16 protein-coding genes are annotated in these 17,603 nt (G+C 58.6%); 9 read left to right on the top strand and 7 right to left on the bottom strand.

Going from position 1 to position 17,603, the window contains the following annotated elements; genetic code table 11:
* Nucleotides 1-111: 111 nt before the first annotated feature.
* The 6 genes from B2590_RS07850 to tkt form a co-directional block, all read right to left on the bottom strand.
* Nucleotides 112-456 (bottom strand): chaperone modulator CbpM, encoded by a 345-nt coding sequence (locus B2590_RS07850; RefSeq protein WP_041335575.1) that lies wholly within the window; start codon nucleotides 454-456, stop codon nucleotides 112-114.
* Between the two features lie 14 nt (nucleotides 457-470).
* Nucleotides 471-1,454, bottom strand: a complete 984-nt coding sequence (locus B2590_RS07845; RefSeq protein ID WP_041335577.1) for a DnaJ C-terminal domain-containing protein — start codon at nucleotides 1,452-1,454, stop codon at nucleotides 471-473.
* A 309-nt stretch (nucleotides 1,455-1,763) separates the two neighbouring features.
* Nucleotides 1,764-2,828 carry a class II fructose-bisphosphate aldolase gene (gene fba / locus B2590_RS07840; protein ID WP_036209001.1) on the bottom strand — a complete coding sequence of 355 codons (1,065 nt, stop codon included), beginning with the start codon at nucleotides 2,826-2,828 and terminating at the stop codon, nucleotides 1,764-1,766.
* Nucleotides 2,829-3,016: 188 nt separating this feature from the next.
* The gene (locus tag B2590_RS07835) at nucleotides 3,017-4,177 is read right to left on the bottom strand and encodes a phosphoglycerate kinase (protein ID WP_036208998.1); all 1,161 of its coding nucleotides are present in this window, start codon (nucleotides 4,175-4,177) and stop codon (nucleotides 3,017-3,019) included.
* Nucleotides 4,178-4,206: 29 nt separating this feature from the next.
* Nucleotides 4,207-5,235, bottom strand: a complete 1,029-nt coding sequence (gap, locus tag B2590_RS07830; protein ID WP_041334079.1) for a type I glyceraldehyde-3-phosphate dehydrogenase — start codon at nucleotides 5,233-5,235, stop codon at nucleotides 4,207-4,209.
* Complete coding sequence (tkt, locus tag B2590_RS07825) at nucleotides 5,235-7,235, bottom strand: transketolase (protein WP_199447842.1); 2,001 nt, start codon at nucleotides 7,233-7,235, stop codon at nucleotides 5,235-5,237. The genes gap and tkt overlap by 1 nt, the downstream gene beginning before the upstream one ends.
* A gap of 245 nt (nucleotides 7,236-7,480) precedes the next feature.
* Here tkt and B2590_RS07820 point away from each other — a divergent pair, with 245 nt between their 5' ends.
* The 7 genes from B2590_RS07820 (at nucleotide 7,481) to B2590_RS07790 (ending at nucleotide 14,641) form a co-directional block, all read left to right on the top strand.
* Nucleotides 7,481-8,482, top strand: coding sequence for a metalloregulator ArsR/SmtB family transcription factor (locus B2590_RS07820; protein WP_036208990.1), 1,002 nt, complete (start codon nucleotides 7,481-7,483; stop codon nucleotides 8,480-8,482).
* A gap of 147 nt (nucleotides 8,483-8,629) precedes the next feature.
* Nucleotides 8,630-9,820 (top strand): methionine adenosyltransferase, encoded by a 1,191-nt coding sequence (gene metK, locus B2590_RS07815; protein WP_085679302.1) that lies wholly within the window; start codon nucleotides 8,630-8,632, stop codon nucleotides 9,818-9,820.
* A gap of 57 nt (nucleotides 9,821-9,877) precedes the next feature.
* Nucleotides 9,878-11,272, top strand: a complete 1,395-nt coding sequence (gene ahcY, locus B2590_RS07810; protein ID WP_087148966.1) for an adenosylhomocysteinase — start codon at nucleotides 9,878-9,880, stop codon at nucleotides 11,270-11,272.
* A 12-nt stretch (nucleotides 11,273-11,284) separates the two neighbouring features.
* Nucleotides 11,285-12,154: a methylenetetrahydrofolate reductase [NAD(P)H] gene (gene metF / locus B2590_RS07805; protein ID WP_041334077.1), complete on the top strand. Its 870-nt coding sequence runs from the start codon at nucleotides 11,285-11,287 to the stop codon at nucleotides 12,152-12,154.
* A gap of 227 nt (nucleotides 12,155-12,381) precedes the next feature.
* On the top strand, nucleotides 12,382-13,140 hold the full coding sequence (locus tag B2590_RS07800; RefSeq protein ID WP_075194435.1) for a transporter substrate-binding domain-containing protein: 759 nt from the start codon (nucleotides 12,382-12,384) through the stop codon (nucleotides 13,138-13,140).
* 69 nt (nucleotides 13,141-13,209) lie between these two features.
* Nucleotides 13,210-13,881, top strand: a complete 672-nt coding sequence (locus tag B2590_RS07795) for an amino acid ABC transporter permease (RefSeq protein WP_041334074.1) — start codon at nucleotides 13,210-13,212, stop codon at nucleotides 13,879-13,881.
* Nucleotides 13,882-13,894: 13 nt separating this feature from the next.
* The gene (locus B2590_RS07790) at nucleotides 13,895-14,641 is read left to right on the top strand and encodes an amino acid ABC transporter ATP-binding protein (protein ID WP_036208977.1); all 747 of its coding nucleotides are present in this window, start codon (nucleotides 13,895-13,897) and stop codon (nucleotides 14,639-14,641) included.
* Between the two features lie 18 nt (nucleotides 14,642-14,659).
* On the opposite strand, the gene B2590_RS07785 is transcribed toward B2590_RS07790, so the two are convergent.
* Nucleotides 14,660-15,148 carry a DUF2505 domain-containing protein gene (locus tag B2590_RS07785; protein WP_036208948.1) on the bottom strand — a complete coding sequence of 163 codons (489 nt, stop codon included), beginning with the start codon at nucleotides 15,146-15,148 and terminating at the stop codon, nucleotides 14,660-14,662.
* Between the two features lie 182 nt (nucleotides 15,149-15,330).
* Between B2590_RS07785 and B2590_RS07780 the strand changes: the two genes are divergently transcribed.
* Both B2590_RS07780 and B2590_RS07775 read left to right on the top strand, forming a co-directional pair.
* On the top strand, nucleotides 15,331-16,683 hold the full coding sequence (locus B2590_RS07780) for an adenosylmethionine--8-amino-7-oxononanoate transaminase (protein WP_041334068.1): 1,353 nt from the start codon (nucleotides 15,331-15,333) through the stop codon (nucleotides 16,681-16,683).
* 8 nt (nucleotides 16,684-16,691) lie between these two features.
* Nucleotides 16,692-17,426 (top strand): 16S rRNA (uracil(1498)-N(3))-methyltransferase, encoded by a 735-nt coding sequence (locus B2590_RS07775; RefSeq protein ID WP_127401834.1) that lies wholly within the window; start codon nucleotides 16,692-16,694, stop codon nucleotides 17,424-17,426.
* The last annotated feature ends 177 nt before the right edge of the window (nucleotides 17,427-17,603 follow it).

The following is a 17,603-nucleotide window of genomic DNA, read 5'->3' as shown; positions in this document are numbered from 1 at the left end:
CTGGCACACCCCTGTTCAAAACACGCCCGTAGATACGTCCATGTAGGGCTCGGTCGCGCCATCCCTGGCGCTCCACGGTTTTGAACAGGGGTGTGCCAGCCGACCTGGTGACTATGCCTCGCCTAAAAATTGCCTCAATTGTCGATTCAGGCGATCGACCTCACGTCGCATCTCCTGGACCTCGTCGAGAAGCTCAAGGGACATGGCCAACCCCGGTAGGTTCATTTTAAGATCACGCTGCAAACGCTGGGCCTTTCGCAAACGGGCGAGGGCCTCCAGATCAAATTGCCACTGGCGCGCTTCCGGGGATTCCTCGACCGGGGCGATCACACCGTAGCTCACCAGTTTAATAACAAACTCGGCGTGGCAGTCCCCGCGTTCGCATATTTCCCGCAAGGTGAATGTAGCGGTTGGTTCCACCAGTTCGACGCTCAGGATATGGTCTTTGTCAGTCATCCTTCATCCCCCGCTTACACATGCAACTTGCTGCGTGGATTGAATCCTTTTTCGGCCTCGGCCAACTGCTTGTAGAGTTCCTCGGCTTTTTCGCTGTGCCGCTCAGGCATCACGATCTGCAACACCACTAGCTGGTCGCCAGGATGCTTGCCTGGCAGGCCCTTGCCTTTAAGGCGCAGCTTGCGACCGCTGGAAGAGCCCTTGGGCACCTTCACGTTCACCTTCGAGCCCACGGTCGGAACCGTGACCGAGGCGCCAAGAGCCGCCTCCCAGGGTGCGATGGGAACCGTCACCATTATATCCCGCCCTTCGACCGTAAAGTGGGGGTGCGGTGCGTATTCCACCTCGATAAACAGGTCACCGTTCTCCGCACCACCCATGCCAGGAGCGCCCTGACCTTTCAGGCGGATGTGCTGCCCTTCTTTCATGCCAGCGGGGATCTTCACGTTGAGGGTTTTCTGGCGCGGTACGACGCGGCCTTGGGCGTCGGCTTCCTGGACGTTAAACGACACCTGCTTTTCGCAGCCGTGGAAGGCTTCCTCCAGGAACAGCGCGATCCGGGCATGAACGTCTTCACCCCGCATGCGCATAGATTGACGCGCGCCGCCGAAGCCACCGCCAAACGCGGAGCCAAATCCGGCTCCCGCGCGACGGCCGCCGCCGAAGATTTCCTCGAAGAAGTCGCTGAACTGCCGCGCATCGGCCTCGGTATAACCACCGCCCCCAAAGCCGGAGGCACTCTCCCATCCGGGAGGACGCTCAAACGACCCATCCTGCCGGGCGCCGTATTTCTTAAGCTCGTCGTATTCGGCCCGTTTTTCGGGGTCTTTCAGTACTTCATAGGCCTCGCTGACGTCCTTGAACTTGCCGGAGGCGTTCTCTTCCTTGCTGACATCCGGATGGTATTTCCGGGCCAGTTTGCGATAGGCCTTCTTGATGTCCTCGGGGGAGGCAGACTCGCTCACACCGAGTACGGCGTAATAGTCTTTGAAGTCCATGTTTTCCCTCACACCTGCTTTGATGGCCGGGCATTTTTCGCCCGATTACTAATTCTATATTTGATGAGGAAGTGGAAATTACAAGGTGGGGGTGTATCAGAATTGATGCGTATCAGTTGTCTGCGGTCTGAAGACTAACCTGAGGATACCAGGCGCCGGTGGGGAGAGACTGCTCAGAAATGTGGAGCGCCAGGGATGGCGCGACCAAGCCCTACATGGACGTATTTACGGGCGTTTTCTGAGCAGTCCCTCCCACCAGTGCAAGCCCGCCAGGCCAGCAGGCTACAAAGGAGGGGCAAACTCCAAAGCTTATCGAACCTTGGGATCCAGCTCACCAGAAGCATACCGCTCGAACATGCGTTCAAGGTTAACCGGTTTGATCTTGCTGGCGTTGCCCGCGGTGCCGAAGGCTTCGTAGCGGGCGACGCAGACTTCGGTCATCGCCTTCATGGTTTCCTTCAGGAATTTACGCGGGTCAAATTCGGCCGGGTTCTGGGCCAGGAAGCGACGGGTTGCGCCGGTGCTGGCCAGGCGCAGGTCGGTGTCGATGTTGACCTTGCGAACACCGTGCTTGATGCCTTCAACGATTTCCTCAACCGGCACACCGTAGGTTTCCGGAATTTCGCCGCCGTATTCGTTGATGATTTTCAGCCACTCCTGAGGCACGGAGCTGGAACCGTGCATGACCAGATGTGTGTCCGGGATGCGGGCGTGGATGGCTTTGATCTGGTCGATGGCCAGGATGTCACCGGTCGGCGGACGGGTAAACTTGTAGGCGCCGTGGCTGGTACCGATGGCAATGGCCAGGGCATCCACGTGGGTTTTCTGGACGAAATCCGCCGCTTCTTCCGGGTCGGTCAGCATCTGGCTGTGGTCCAGGGTGCCCTCTGCGCCAATACCGTCTTCTTCGCCGGCCTGCCCGGTTTCCAGTGAGCCCAGGCATCCCAGTTCGCCTTCTACAGAGACGCCACAGGCGTGGGCCATTTCCACAGTGCGGCGGGTGACGTCGACGTTGTATTCGTAGTCGGTAGGAGTCTTACCGTCTTCACCCAGGGAGCCGTCCATCATTACGGAGCTGAAGCCTAACTGAATGGAGCGCTGGCATACGGACGGGCTGGTGCCGTGATCCTGGTGCATAACCACCGGAATATGGGGAAACTCCTCAATGGCCGCCAGAATCAGGTGACGCAGGAAGGGGGCGCCGGCGTATTTGCGGGCGCCGGCAGAGGCCTGAACAATCACCGGAGAGTCGGTCTTGTCGGCCGCCTCCATGATCGCGCGCATCTGCTCAAGGTTGTTCACGTTGTACGCCGGCACACCGTAACCATGCTCGGCGGCGTGGTCCAGCAGTTGCCGCATCGATATCAGGGCCATTGGGGTTGTCTCCTTGGTTTATTAAACAATGTCTTTGGCAGACTTACCTAGTTTGGAGTCTGCTGCGGAGGGCCGAGACGCTCTTCCGGGACACGCCGAGAATACGTCCCTGTAGGCTCGTAAAAAACATCCCTGTTTTTTACGGTCCCGGAAGAGCGTCTCGGCCCTCCTTGCGATTCAAACTTTTGCTATGCGCCGCGCTCTTCAAGAACTGCGACAGCTGGTAACGTCTTTCCTTCCACAAATTCCAGGAAAGCACCGCCACCGGTGGAAATGTACGAGATTTTGTCACTCACACCGTACTTGTCAACGGCAGCAACGGTATCACCGCCGCCAGCCAGGGAGAAAGCGTCGCTTTCGGCGATGGCTTTCGCCAGGGATTGGGTGCCGTTGCTGAACTGGTCGAATTCGAAGACGCCGACCGGGCCGTTCCAAAGAATGGTCTTGGAGGACTTCAGCAAGCCGGCGAATTTGGAGGCGGTTTCGGGACCGACGTCCAGAATCATGTCGTCTTCGGTCACGTCGTCAATTTTTTTAGTGGTGGCTTTCGCAGTTTCAGCGAATTCGCTGGCGACAACTACATCTACAGGCAGCGGAATTTCAACGCGGGAGGCGATTTCGCGGGCCGTGTCGATCAGGTCGTGTTCACACAGGGATTTGCCGACCGGATGGCCAGCGGCTGCCAGGAAGGTGTTGGCGATGCCGCCACCGACGATGATGGAGTCGCAGACTTTTTCCAGGGCGTTGAGCACGTCCAGTTTGGTGGATACTTTGGAGCCGCCGACAATCGCAACCACGGGCTTGGCCGGGTTATCCAGGGCTTTGCCGAGGGCTTCCAGCTCTGCGGCCAGCAGCGGGCCAGCGCAGGCTTCCGGGGCGAAGCGGGCAACGCCATGGGTAGAGGCCTGGGCGCGGTGGGCGGTGCCGAAGGCGTCCATCACGTAGACATCACACAACGCAGCGTACTTTTTGGAAAGCTCTTCGTCGTCTTTTTTCTCGCCCTTGTTGAAACGGACGTTTTCGAAAAGGACGACTTCGCCGTCGGCTACATCAACGCCCTCGAGGTAATCGGTGATCAGGCGAACTTCCTGACCCAGTACCTTGCTGAGGTGGTCGGCCACCGGTTTCATGGAGGAGGCTTCGTCGTAAACGCCTTCTTCCGGGCGGCCGAGATGGGACATCAGCATGACCTTTGCGCCTGCGTCCTTTGCCGCCTTAATCGTCGGCAGCGAGGCACGGATGCGGGCGTCGCTGGACACTTCGCCATTTTTTACCGGTACGTTGAGGTCTTCACGAATCAGTACCCGCTTACCGGCGAGGTCCAGATCGGTCATTCTCTTGATAGTCATCGTTGTTCATCCCCTGATCAAAAAATGTGTCAGTGGCTGGAGAGCCAGTGTTTGCTGACGTCCAGCATCCGATTTGCGAACCCCCACTCGTTATCAAACCAGCACAGCACCTTCACCATGGTGCCACCGGTTACGCGCGTCTGGCCTCCGTCGACGATGCCGGAGTGGGCGTCGTGATTAAAATCGGAGCTGGCCAGAAGCTCATCGGTGTAGCCCAGAATGTGTTTCAGCGGGCCGTGGGCGGCGTTTTTTAGTAAGTTGTTCACCGCCTCCACCGAGGTGTTTTCCCTGACATTCACCACCATGTCGATGGCCGACACGTTCATGGTGGGCACCCGCATGGCCACCGAGCTGAACCTGCCTTCCATGTGAGGCAGCAAGCGCTCAATGCCCTTCGCAAGACCTGTGTCGACCGGAACAATATTGTGCAGGGCGCTGCGGGTTCGGCGCAGGTCCTGATGGTGGTAGGCGTCGATCACCGGCTGGTCATTCATGGCCGCGTGGATGGTGGTCGTGGTGCCGTGCTTCACTCCCAATGCGTCATCAAGTACCTGGATAACCGGTACCAGGCAATTGGTGGTGCAGGAGGCAGCAGCCACGATACGATCGGACTCGGCCAGTTGGTCCTGATTCACGCCATAAACAATGGTGCGATCCACATCGGATTCCGCCGGTTGTGAGAACAGCAGGCGTTCAGCACCAGCCTTCAGGTGTTGCTCGGCCGTCGCACGGTCGGTGAAAGCACCGGAGCACTCCAGCACCAGATCAATGCCCAGCTCGTCCCAGGGCAGCTCCGATGCTTCGGCGCAACGGACGACGCGAATACGGTCCCCGTTTACCAGCAGGGAATCGCCCTCAACGTTTATCTCACCCTGGAATCGACCATGGGTGGAATCGTAGCGGGTGAGATGGGCAATGGTATCGATGTCCGCCAGCTCGTTAATCGCGACCACCTGAAGGTGATCGCGAAAACGATTCTCGTAGAGTGCACGCAAGACGCACTGGCCGATACGGCCGTATCCATTGATGGCGATGCGATACGGTGCAGCGGTGCTCATCAGGCTTCCAGCAGCTCCCCGGCCACGGCGATGATGTTGTCCACCGTAAAGCCGAATTCCTTGAACAGCTCACCAGCAGGCGCTGACTCGCCGAAGGTGCTCATGCCCACCACGCGGCCGTCCAGGCCAACGTACTTGTACCAGTAATCTTCAATAGCGGCCTCGACGGCGACCCGGTTGGTCACTTCGAGCGGCAGCACTTCCTGCTTATAGGCGGCGCTCTGGGCGTCGAAGGTGTCGGTGGATGGCATGGACACCACGCGAACCTTGTTACCCTTCTGGCGCAGCGCTTCGGCTGCGTCCTGAGCCAGCCCCACTTCACCACCAGTGGCGATGAGGATCAGGTCCGGCGTGCCTTCGCTGTCTGACAGGATGTAGCCACCCTTGGCGATGTTGGCCAGTTGCTCGGCATCACGCTTCTGGTGCGGCAGTCCCTGACGGGAGAAGACCAGCGCAGTCGGGCCATCGACACGCTCCAGGGCAGCTTTCCAGGCGACCGCTGACTCAACGGCATCCGCCGGGCGCCAGGTGCTCATATTAGGCGTGGTGCGCAGGCTCGCCAACTGCTCGATGGGCTGATGCGTAGGACCATCTTCGCCCAGACCAATGGAGTCGTGGGTGAACACATAGATGGAGCGCTGTTTCATCAACGCGGCCATGCGTACGGCGTTACGGCAGTACTCCATAAAGATCAGGAAGGTAGCGCCGTAAGGTACGAAGCCGCCATGCAGGGCGACGCCGTTCATGATGGCTGCCATGCCGAATTCGCGAACACCGTAGTAAACGTAGTTACCGCTGGCGTCTTCCTTGGTCAGTGGCTTACTGCCATTCCAGATGGTGAGGTTGGAGCCTGCCAGGTCGGCAGAGCCACCCAACAATTCCGGCAGCATCGGGCCATAGGCGTTCAGGGTGTTCTGGGACGCCTTGCGGCTGGCAACAGTTTCGCCTTTGTCCTGGCACTCCTGAATATACGCCTGGGCCTTCTCGGAGAAGTCCGCCGGCAGTTCTCCGGCCATACGACGCTTGAGCTCAGCGGCCAGTTCCGGTTCCGCCTTTTCGTAGGCGGCAAATGCCTGTTCCCACTCGGTCTGCGCGGCAGCGCCTTTTTCACGGGCATCCCAGGCACCGTATACTTCCGACGGGATCTCGAAAGCACCGTGGTTCCAACCCAGCTTCTCGCGGGTCAGTGCAATTTCGTCCTCACCCAGCGCAGCGCCGTGACAGGCTTCGGTGCCTTGCTTGTTGGGGGAACCAAAACCAATGATGGTCTTGCAGCAAATCAGCGTGGGCTGAGTTGTGTTGGCCCGGCCGGCCTCAATGGCAGCGCGAACGGCCTCCGGGTTATGGCCATCAACCTCGGGAATCACCTGCCAGCCATAAGCTTCGAAACGTTTGGGCGTGTCGTCGGTAAACCAGCCGTCCACTTCACCGTCGATGGAGATGCCGTTGTCGTCGTAGAACATGATCAGCTTGCCAAGGCCCAATGTACCGGCCAGGGAAGACACCTCGTGGGAGATGCCTTCCATCAGGCAGCCATCGCCCAGAAAGGCGTAGGTGTAGTGATCAACAACATTGTGACCAGGGCGGTTGAACTGCTCCGCCAGGGTTTTCTCCGCCAGCGCAAAGCCGACCGCATTGGCAATACCCTGTCCCAGCGGGCCGGTGGTGGTTTCAACACCCGGCGTGTAGCCGTATTCCGGGTGGCCCGGGGTTTTGGAGTGCAGTTGGCGGAAGTTCTTGATGTCATCAATGGAGACGTCATAGCCGCTCAGGTGCAGCAGGGAATACTGCAGCATGGAGCCATGGCCGTTGGACAGCACAAACCGGTCACGGTTAGCCCAATTGGGATTTGCCGGGTTGTGGCTAAGGAAATCGTTCCAGAGGACCTCGGCGATGTCCGCCATACCCATGGGCGCGCCCGGGTGGCCGGATTTGGCTTTCTGAACCGCATCCATGCTCAGCGCGCGAATGGCGTTGGCGAGATCTGTGCGAGACGGCATTGACGTTTCTCCAGTTTTTGGTCGGCAAAAGGTGAACGGTTAAAAAGAAGGCGCGTATTTTCGCCGATTAGTGACCACCGGGGCAAATCGGCGACACTCTTTTTATGGAAGTTTTACGGATGTTTTCAACGCCGGAATTTTTGCACAGAAATTTTATCTGATTTTTCAAACAGATCTAAATCTATATCAATTTATTTTGATATAGATGTTGATTGCCCGGAAAGACATGCCTACACTTCTTTCCCATGACATCCATGACCACACCTGCAACTGACCTGTCCTCCGTGGACGCCCTGGCACCGATCTTCAAAGCGAGCGGTGACCCGTTACGCCTGGAGATTCTGCGGGTGTTGCGTCGGGACACCTTCGGTGTACTGGAGCTGAGCCAGCTCTTCGAGATGCGCCAGTCGGGCATGAGTCATCATTTGAAGGTGATGCACAAGGCAGGACTGCTGGAACCCCAGCGGGAAGGCAACGCCATTTTCTACCGGCGCCCCCTGAACCTCGAAAGCGACAAGCTGACGGACCAGACCATCCGCCAGGTTTTCCAGAGCGTGGACCGTATTCCGCTGCCGGAGCATCTGCAGGAAAAGATCGAAGCCATCCGCAATCAGCGCGCGGACCAGTCCCAGGCCTTCTTCTCCCGTTACGCCGAAAAATTCCGGGAGCAACAGGAACTCATTGCCGCGTTTGACCTCTACGCCGAACCGGTGGCGAACCTGATTCGTAATCGTTCCGAGCGTCATGACTGGAAAACGGCCCTGGAAATCGGTCCCGGTGAAGGTGCATTCCTGCCAGTGCTCTCGAAGATCTGCAGGCACGTGGTGGCACTGGATAACTCCCGCGACATGCTGGCCAAGGCCACCCGTACCTGCATCGAAGAACGTCTGAACAATGTCGATCTGATTGAAGGTGTCACCGACAACCTGTTGGCTCGTGGTGACGATTTTGATCTGGTGGTGGCCAACATGGTCCTGCACCACGTACCCAGCCCCGCGGACATTTTTCTCGATGCCTCGGCATTGATGAACACCGGAGGTTGCCTGTTCGTCAGCGATCTGTGCAGCCATGACCAGGATTGGGCGAAGGAAGCCTGCGGCGATCTGTGGCTGGGCTTTGAACCGGAAGAGCTTACCAGTTGGGCCACCGATGCAGGCCTGGTTGCTGGTGAGTCGCTGTTCATCGGGCTGAGAAACGGCTTCCAGGTGCAGGTGAGAGAATTCTGGAAAACCGCAGAGTCCACATAGGACAGAAATAAAACTGTATCAACTTTTTTTGATATAGAAATATGCAGACTCTGAAAACTGATTTACGATACCAACATCAAAACTGCCGGCCCCACTCAAAAATCCATTGCCGGCCCGAATTTGCAACGCTCACAGAGGAGCAACCCTATGTCTGACTACAGCGTCTTTACCTCCGAATCGGTCTCTGAAGGCCACCCTGATAAATTGGCTGACCAGATTTCCGATGCCGTCCTCGACGCCATTCTGGTTGACGACCCCCATGCCCGGGTTGCGTGCGAAACCATGGTAAAGACCGGGGTCGCTATCGTCGGTGGGGAAATCACCACCAGCGCCTGGGTGGATCTGGAAGACCTGGTGCGCGGCGTGATCAAGGACATCGGCTACACCTCCTCTACCGTGGGCTACGACGGTGACACCTGCGGCATTATCAACATCATCGGCAAGCAGTCCGTGGACATCGCCCAGGGTGTTGACCGCCAGAAGCCGGAAGACCAGGGCGCCGGCGACCAGGGCCTGATGTTCGGCTACGCCAGCAACGAAACCGACGTGCTGATGCCGGCCCCGATCACTTTCTCTCACCGTCTGGTACAACGCCAGGCCGAAGCCCGCAAGAGCGGCTTGCTGCCATGGCTGCGCCCCGATGCGAAAAGCCAGGTCACCTGCCGCTATGAAAACGGCAAGGTCACCGGCATCGATGCCATTGTTCTGTCCACCCAGCACGACGAAGACGTGTCCCAGGCAGATCTGAAAGAAGCCGTCATGGAACTGATCGTCAAGCACGCTCTGCCGGCGGAGTTGCTGCACAAGGATACCCAGTTCCACATCAACCCGACTGGCAAGTTCGTGATCGGCGGCCCTGTGGGCGACTGCGGCCTGACCGGTCGCAAGATCATCGTCGACACCTACGGCGGCATGGCCCGTCACGGCGGCGGCGCCTTCTCCGGCAAGGACCCGTCCAAGGTCGACCGTTCCGCGGCCTACGCCGGCCGTTACGTGGCCAAGAACATTGTTGCTGCTGGCCTGGCTGAAAAGTGCGAGATCCAGGTGTCCTACGCCATCGGCGTGGCGCAGCCAACGTCCATCTCCCTGAACACCTTCGGCACTGGCAAGATCAGCGACGACAAGATCATCAAGCTGGTCCGCGAGCACTTCGACCTTCGCCCGTATGCAATTACCAACATGCTGGACCTGCTGCACCCGATGTATCGGGCCACCGCGGCCTACGGCCACTTTGGTCGCGAGCCGGTTGAGATGACGGTTGGCGGCAAGACGTTTACTGCCTTCCCATGGGAGAAGACAGATCGGGCTGACCTGTTGAAGGATGCCGCTGGTATTTGATTTGAAGACCGGTCGTACACACGACCATCACCACTATTTATACGACGGGAGAACACCATGAGCACTCCGGCAGAAAAACTGAAGCAATTCGATGATTACAAAGTTCGCGATATCTCTCTCGCGGGCTGGGGCCGTAAGGAAATCAACATCGCCGAAGGCGAAATGCCTGCGCTGATGGCCCTGCGTGAAAAGTACAAAACCGAGCAGCCGCTGAAAGGCGCCAACATCATGGGCTGCATTCACATGACTATCCAGACCGCCGTGCTGATCGAAACACTGGTTGAGCTGGGCGCCACAGTGCGCTGGTCATCGTGCAACATCTTCTCGACCCAGGATCAGGCAGCCGCCGCGATCGCCGAGAGTGGTGTCCCCGTTTTCGCCTGGAAAGGTGAGACCGACGAAGAGTATGACTGGTGCCTGGAGCGCACCGTCGGTGCCGACGTAGAGGGCTGGGAACCCAACATGATTCTGGACGACGGCGGCGACCTGACGGCCCTGCTCCACGAAAAGTATCCGGAGATTCTGGCTAACTGCCACGGTGTCACCGAGGAAACCACCACCGGTGTACACCGCCTGCAGGAAATGCTGCGGGACGGCAAGTTGAAAGTGCCGGCCATCAACGTCAACGACGCAGTGACCAAGTCCAAGAACGACAACAAGTACGGCTGCCGCCACAGCCTGAACGACGCCATCAAGCGCGCCACCGACCACCTGCTGGCCGGCAAGAAAGCGCTGGTCATCGGCTACGGCGATGTGGGCAAGGGTTCTGCTGCGTCCCTGCGTCAGGAAGGCATGATCGTGAAGGTTACCGAAGCCGACCCGATCTGCGCCATGCAGGCCTGCATGGACGGTTTCGAAGTGGTGTCGCCGTACCTCGATGGTGTCAACACCGGCACTGAAGCAGGCGTGGACAAGGCACTGCTGCAGAACACCGACCTGCTAGTCACCACCACCGGCAACATGAACGTATGTGATGCCAACATGCTCAAGGCGATCAAGAGCGGCGCCGTGGTGTGTAACATCGGCCACTTCGACAACGAAATCGACACCGCCTACATGCGCAAGAACTGGGAGTGGGACGAGGTCAAACCGCAGGTGCACGTGGTGTATCGCGACAAGGTCGCCAACGACCATCTGATCCTGCTGTCCGAAGGCCGCCTGGTAAACCTGGGTAACGCCACCGGTCACCCGTCACGGATCATGGACGGTTCCTTCGCCAACCAGGTGCTGGCGCAGATGTACCTGTTCGAGCGCAAGTTCGCCGACCTTCCCGAAGAGGCCCGCGAAAAGGGTATCTATGTTCAGGTTCTGCCCAAGCATCTGGACGAGGAAGTGGCCCGCGCCATGGTGGAAGGCTTTGGTGGCGTGATCACCAAGATGACACCTGAGCAGGCGAAGTATATTGGCGTACCGGTCGAAGGCCCGTACAAGCCGGAAAGTTACAAGTACTGATCAGGTAGCAGCATGGAAACCCAGAAACAGTTCAAACGCCGCTTCAGCTTTGAGTTTTTCCCGCCCAAGACCGACAAGGGCTGGGAAAAGCTGCAGGGCGTGCGCAATACGCTGGCCGAGGTTGACCCGGATTTCTTCTCGGTCACCTTCGGTGCCGGCGGCTCCACCCGGGACCGCACTGTGCAGACGGTGCTGGACCTTCACAAACGGGGCGTGTCCACCGCGCCGCATCTGTCCTGCGTGGGCGCCACCCGCGACAGCATTGCGGAACTGCTGGATGTCTATCGCGACAACGGCATCAACCGCATCGTCGCCCTGCGTGGCGACATGCCATCAGGCATGGGCGCCGCCGGTGAACTGCGGTACGCCAATGAGCTGGTCAGCTTTATCCGCGAGTACAGCGGCGATACCTTCAATATTGAAGTAGCGGCCTACCCGGAGTTCCACCCCCAGGCCCGCACCGCGGAAGACGACCTGAAGAACTTCGCCCGCAAGGTTGAAGCAGGCGCCAACAGCGCCATCACCCAGTACTTCTTCAACGCGGACAGCTACTTCTACTTTATCGACCGTCTGGAGAAGATGGGCGTTACCATTCCGGTGGTGCCGGGCATTATGCCCATCGTCAACTTCTCCAACCTGACCCGCTTCTCGGACATGTGCGGTGCGGAGATCCCCCGCTGGATCCGCAAGCAGCTGGAAGCCTACGGCGACGACAGCGACAGCATCCGCAAGTTTGGTGAGGAAGTGGTCACCGAAATGTGCGCGAAACTGCTTGCCGCCGGGGCGCCCGGGCTTCACTTCTATACCCTGAACCAGGCGGAACCGAGCCAGAGTATCTGGAAAAACCTGGGGATTGGTGAGCGGGAGAAGATTGCGTTTTAAGATTCGCTGCTTTCCCCAACTCTCCCCAACGCTCCCCAAACCCTCTCCCTCCATGGGAGAGGGCTCCCCTCCAACCATTTGATTTTCTGCATTTCTCCGCCTGATGGTCTAAAGTGTAAGGGTTGCAGTTCCACAAACCGCCCCCGGAAAGAACAGGCTTGATCAGCCCGCATTTCTGGAGCACTCCACCGGGTGCACGGGCAACAAAAGTAAAAACAGGAGATTGTATGAGCACCAAATGGCTTAAGACGGTTGGCGCAACACTGGCACTTACCGTTGCCGCAGGCACTGCCAGCGCAGAGACCCTGCGCGTCGTCACCGACCCCAGCTTCGTGCCGTTCGAGATGATGGATCAGGAAACCGGCGAGATGATCGGTTTCGACATGGAGATCATCCGCGAAGTGGCAGACCGTGCCGGCTTTGAGATCGACCTGAACACCATGGACTTTAACGGCATCATCCCTGCCCTGCAGACGGGCAACGTGGACATCGCCATTGCCGGGATCACCATCACCGAAGAGCGTGAAGAAATCGTTGATTTCTCCGATCCGTATTACGACTCCGGCCTGCGCATCCTGGTGCGCCAGGACAATGGAAAAGTCGAGGAAATTTCAGACCTCGAAGGTGTGAAGATCGGCACCAAGATCGGCAGCACCAGCTACGACTACCTGATGAAAACGCTGGACGAAAATGACGGCGTAACGCCCTACCCAGGCAGCTCAGACATGTACATGGCGCTTATGTCAGGCGCCGTTGACGCTGTGTTCTACGATGCGCCTAACGTTGGCTACTTCGCCAGCACCCGTGGTGAAGGCAAAGTTAAAACCGTTGGCAAGCTGTACGAAGGCCAGCAGTACGGCATCGCCCTGAAAAACGGCAGTGAGTGGGTGGATGACGTTAACGAAGCCCTGGCTTCCATCAAGGAAGACGGCACCTACAAGAAAATCTACGAGAAGTGGTTCGGCCCCATGCCGGAAGACATGTAAAACTGAAAACCACAGCCGGGGTGTACAACGCCCCGGCTGGTAACTCCCCATCCAACGGAGACATCCACTGTGGAATTCCAGTTTCAGTTTGACTGGCAGGCAGCCATCAACGCCGTTCCTTATTTGCTCAAAGGTATTCCCTATACCCTGCTTATTTCTTTTGGCGGCCTCGCCATTGGTTTTGTGCTGGGCATTATTTTCGGCCTGCTGAGCATCAACAAAAAATGGTTTTTTCGCTGGCCCGCAACCGCGTACATCGAAATTTTCCGCGGCACCCCCATTCTCGTGCAGGTGCTGTTTATCTTCTACGGTCTGCCCGATCTGGTTGGCGGCCCGATTGACCCGCTGACCGCCGGTATCGCCGCCATTGCCCTGAACTCCGGCGCCTATATTTCCGAAGTGGTCCGGGGCGGCGTGCAATCCATCGACAAGGGCCAGACCGAAGCCGGCCTGTCGCTGGGCCTGTCGCGCTCCCAGACCTTCTGGTCGATTATCTGGCCCCAGGCCTTCCGCCGCATGATTCCGCCCTTGGGCAATCAGGCGATCGTGAGTATCAAGGACACGTCACTGTTCTCGGTCATCGGTGTGGGCGAGCTGGTTCGCCAGGGCCAGGTGTACATCGCCAACACCTTTACCGCCTTCGAGGTCTACTTCGTGGTGGCGATCATGTACCTCGCGATTACCCTCTCCCTCTCACTCGTGCTCCGCCTGATAGAGCGGCGCGGACTGGCTTCTGTCTGAAGGATAGGTACCCATGACACAGATCGTGCAAATGCAGGGCATGAACAAGTACTTCGGTACCCTGCATGTCCTCAAGGAAATTGACCTGACCGTTGAAGCCGGCGAAGTGGTGGTGGTTATCGGCGCCAGTGGCTCCGGCAAATCCACCCTCATCCGCTGCGTTAACGGCCTGGAAGAGTTCGAGTCCGGCAAGCTGGTGGTGGACGGTAACGAGCTTGCCCCGAAGAGTGGCAACCCGAAAGCCCTGGCTGAAATCCGCAAGGAAGTCGGCATGGTGTTCCAGCAGTTCAACCTGTTCCCGCACCTGACGGTGAAAAAGAACATCATGCTGGCGCCCAGGAAGGTCAAGGATGCCCCCGAAACCGTCGCCAACGCCACGGCGGAGAGACTGTTGAACCGCGTCGGTATCGGCAGTCAGGCTGACAAGTTTCCCAGCCAGCTCTCGGGCGGCCAGCAGCAGCGCGTAGCCATTGCCCGCGCACTGGCCATGGAACCCCGGCTGATGCTGTTCGACGAACCCACCTCCGCGCTGGACCCGGAAATGATCGGCGAAGTGCTGGACGTGATGCGAGAGTTGGCCAAGGAAGGTATGACCATGATGGTGGTCACCCACGAAATGGGCTTCGCCCGGGAAGTGGCCGACCGCGTGATCTACATCCACGAAGGCCAGATTGTCGAGGAAGGCAAACCGGCGGATGTGTTCGACAATCCGCAGAATGAACGCACCCAGGCATTCCTGAGCCGGGTGTTGGCGCACTGACTTACCCCGCCAGACGCGTTAAAGCAACTGGCGGGTGATCCTGTACTCCTTCTCGATCTTGGTATGGGAATCATCCGCCAGAAACCGCGCAATCTTCTTGCCCAGTAACGGCACTTCGCACCAGACATTCAGCGTAACGTAGTTGATGCAGGCCTGGTCTGTGCCCTGCAGGCGCATATTGCCCTTGATCTTCGCGGGCACGCCTTCAATTTTTACCCGGAACTCGCAATGCCATTCCCCGTCGTCCTTGCGGAACCAGTGCTCTTCCTGGCGTACGCGATTCCACTCTTTGTGAAAGCTCGCCAGGATGCCGGGCACCTCGGTGGAGGCCGTCATTTCACGCTCAACCACAACCTTCGCGGACAAGTCGTCACGGGTCAGCTCCGGTATATTCACATTGCGCGAACCCAGCCGCTGGTTTTTCTCCTGGATATGGGCCTCGTCGAAGAAAGCCCCAAGCACCCGGTCCAGGCCAGCATCGTATGAATGTCTCAATTCCAGTTCCATAAAGGCCTCCGTAAAAGAATGGCCTGATTGTGCGCGGTGAGTTTCATTCACACATTGGCCCGCCGGTCATCGGTGGATGGCATAGTGGTCAGCAGGCGTTGTTAACTGTAATATTCGCACTGGTTAACAGCCGACCTTTTGTTGGAACCTGACAGAACCCCACCGTTTGATGGAGATTTATCATGCGCAACGCTGACCTCGTCGCCCGCGGCCTCAAATCCGTATGGCACCCCTGCACCCAGATGAAAGACCACGAAGGCACCTTGCCCCTGGTGCCCATCAAACGGGGCGAAGGTGTCTGGCTTGAGGACTTCGAAAGCAACCGCTACATCGACGCCGTGAGCTCCTGGTGGGTCAACCTGTTCGGCCATGCGAACCCCAGAATCAACGCGGCTATTCAGGAGCAGATTGGTCAGTTGGAGCATGTGATCCTGGCGGGGTTTACCCACGAGCCGGTGGTCAGCCTCTCCGAGAGACTGATCGAAGTGACCCCTGAAGGCCTCAATAAGTGCTTCTACGCCGACAACGGCTCTTCTGCGATTGAAGCCGCGCTCAAGATGAGCTTCCACTACTGGAAGAATCAGGGCAAACCGGGCAAGAAAAACTTCGTCAACCTGAGCAACAGCTACCATGGCGAAACCCTGGGGGCACTGGCACTGGGCGATGTTGCCCTCTACAAGGACACCTATCAGCCGCTGCTGATGGAAGTCATGACCGCGCCCTCCCCGGATGCGTTCAACAAGGAGCCGGGCGAGACCGACGAGGAGTACGCGCTGCGGCAGTTCGAGGCCATGGACGCGCTACTGGCCGAAAAGCATGACGAAATCTGTGCCGTGGTGGTCGAACCACTGATTCAGTGCGCAGGGGGCATGCGCATGCACCATCCGATTTACCACACCAAACTGCGCGAAGCCTGCGACAAATATGGCGTGCACCTGATCGCCGACGAGATCGCAGTTGGCTTCGGCCGCACCGGCACCCTGTTCGCCTGCGAGCAGTCCGGTATCACTCCGGATTTCATGTGCCTGTCCAAAGGCCTGACCGCGGGCTACCTGCCATTGTCGGTGGTGTTGACAACGGACACCGTCTACAACGCCTTCTACGACGATTACGAAACCCTGAAGGCCTTCCTGCACAGCCACAGCTACACCGGCAACCCCATCGGTTGCGCCGTGGCGCTGGCCACCCTGGACATCTTCCGCGACGACAACGTCATCGAAAACAACAAACGCCTGAGCACCTGTATGGCAGACTCCGTCGCCCACCTGGCGGACCACCCCAACGTCGGCGACATCCGCCAGCACGGCATGACCCTGGCGGTGGAAATGGTGAAAAACAAAGCCACCAAAGAGCCCTTCCCCTGGCAGGAGCGGCGCGGCATCCGCGTATACCAGCATGCGCTCACCCGCCAGTCGCTATTGCGGCCACTGGGTAACGTAGTCTACTTTATGCCCCCTTACGTGATCACCGAAGAACAGATCCGCCACCTGGCCCAAGTGGCCACAGAAGGCATCGAAATCGCCGTACGGGACTGACAAACACCATGCGCATCCCCCGCATCTACACCGACTCACCCCTGAGTGAAGGCGCCACGGCCGGCCTGGACGACAATGCAGCGCAACACGTCGGCCGTGTGCTGCGCATGCAACCCGGCCAGGAGCTGCTGCTGTTCAATGGCGACGGCAACGACTACCCCGCCACCATCACCGAGGCCGGCAAGAAACACGTGTCGGTCGAGGTAGGAACGCCGTCCGCCAATGTCACCGAGTCCCATCTGGAGGTCGTACTCGGGCAAACCCTGTCGAAAGGCGACCGTATGGACTACGCCGTTCAGAAAGCCGTGGAAATGGGCGTTACCCGCATCGTACCGCTGACCACCGAACGCTGCGACGTCAAACTCAAAGGCGACCGTGAAGACAAACGCCTGCGCCACTGGCAATCCGTCGCTATCAGCGCCGCCGAACAATGCGGCCGAGCCCGGGTGCCCGAGATAGTACCGGTGATGACACTGTCGGAATGGTTTGAAAGCTCGGGTGACTGCGACTTGCGCCTGGTTCTACACCACCGCACCGAACAATCCCTGGACACCCTTGCCAAGCCCGCTCGCGTCGCGCTGATGATCGGCCCCGAAGGCGGCCTAAGCCCGGACGAAATCACCGCTGCCGAAACCGCCGGCTTCCTCCCCGTTGCCCTCGGCCCCCGCGTTTTACGCACCGAAACCGCCCCGGTTGCCGCCATGGCGCTGTGTCAGTGGTTGTGGGGTGATATCGGCGGTTGAGCCTACCGACTGTGCCGCCATCTCAATCTGGCGCGCAAGTCATTGACAGAGCCGGCCCCCGACAACATTATCCCTGTCGAGTGATAAGTCTGTTGAGGATAGCTCTGTAGTCGGGGCTGTATTACGGGGAGGCCTTTCCAAAACTGTGCGGAGCCATGGATGGCGGAGCCCAAGCCG

It is taken from the genome of Marinobacter sp. UBA3604 (genome assembly GCF_002375325.1).
GTDB classification, from domain to species: Bacteria; Pseudomonadota; Gammaproteobacteria; order Pseudomonadales; family Oleiphilaceae; genus Marinobacter; species Marinobacter salarius.
Note: the sequence above shows the minus strand (reverse complement) of the source record. Positions and strands in the feature narration are given on the sequence as shown.